Origin of the sequence: Pseudomonas sp. 30_B, assembly GCF_017491605.1 — a bacterium.
Classification (GTDB): Bacteria; Pseudomonadota; Gammaproteobacteria; order Pseudomonadales; family Pseudomonadaceae; genus Pseudomonas.
The window spans coordinates 1-797 of record NZ_JAFGYY010000074.1; the positions used below are offsets into that span (position 1 = coordinate 1).

1 protein-coding gene is annotated in these 797 nt (G+C 66.8%); it reads left to right on the forward strand.

The window, feature by feature from the left end; all coding sequences use genetic code 11:
• Positions 1 to 797 (forward strand): murein biosynthesis integral membrane protein MurJ (gene murJ, locus J5M67_RS27260; protein ID WP_207888521.1); only part of this gene is annotated, 797 nt, incomplete at both ends.

The following is a 797-nucleotide window of genomic DNA, read 5'->3' on the forward strand; positions in this document are numbered from 1 at the left end:
GTTGCCGGGGCTGAAGAAGATCGACATGATGCCCGCGATCGGCGTGAATCCGCTGCGCGCGCTCGCGCACCCGGGCGTGAAGCGTGTGCTGGCGAAGATGGTGCCCGCGACGTTCGCGGTGTCGGTCGCGCAACTGTCGCTCATCATCAATACGAACATCGCGTCGCGGCTCGGGCAGGGCGCCGTGTCGTGGATCAATTACGCGGACCGGCTGATGGAGTTTCCGACCGCGCTCCTCGGCGTCGCGCTCGGCACGATCCTGCTGCCGAGCCTGTCGAAGGCGCACGTCGACGCCGATTCGACCGAGTATTCGGCGCTCCTCGACTGGGGCCTGCGGGTCACGTTCCTGCTCGCGGCGCCGAGCGCGCTCGCGCTGTTCTTCTTCGCCGAGCCGCTCACGGCGACGCTGTTCAATTACGGCAAATTCGACGCGCACACGGTCACGATGGTCGCGCGCGCGCTCGCGACGTACGGGATCGGCCTCGTCGGCATCATCCTCATCAAGATCCTCGCACCCGGCTTCTATGCGAAGCAGGACATCAAGACGCCCGTGAAGATCGCGATCGGCGTGCTCGTCGTCACGCAGTTGTCGAACTACGTGTTCGTGCCGATCATCGGCCACGCGGGGCTCACGCTGAGCATCGGCGTGGGCGCGTGCCTGAACTCGCTGCTGCTCTTCATCGGGCTGCGCCGCCGCGGCATCTATCAGCCGTCGTCCGGCTGGCTGCGCTTTTTCGCGCAGCTCGCGGGCGCCTCGCTCGTGCTCGCCGGCGTGATGCGCTGGCTCGCGATCAACT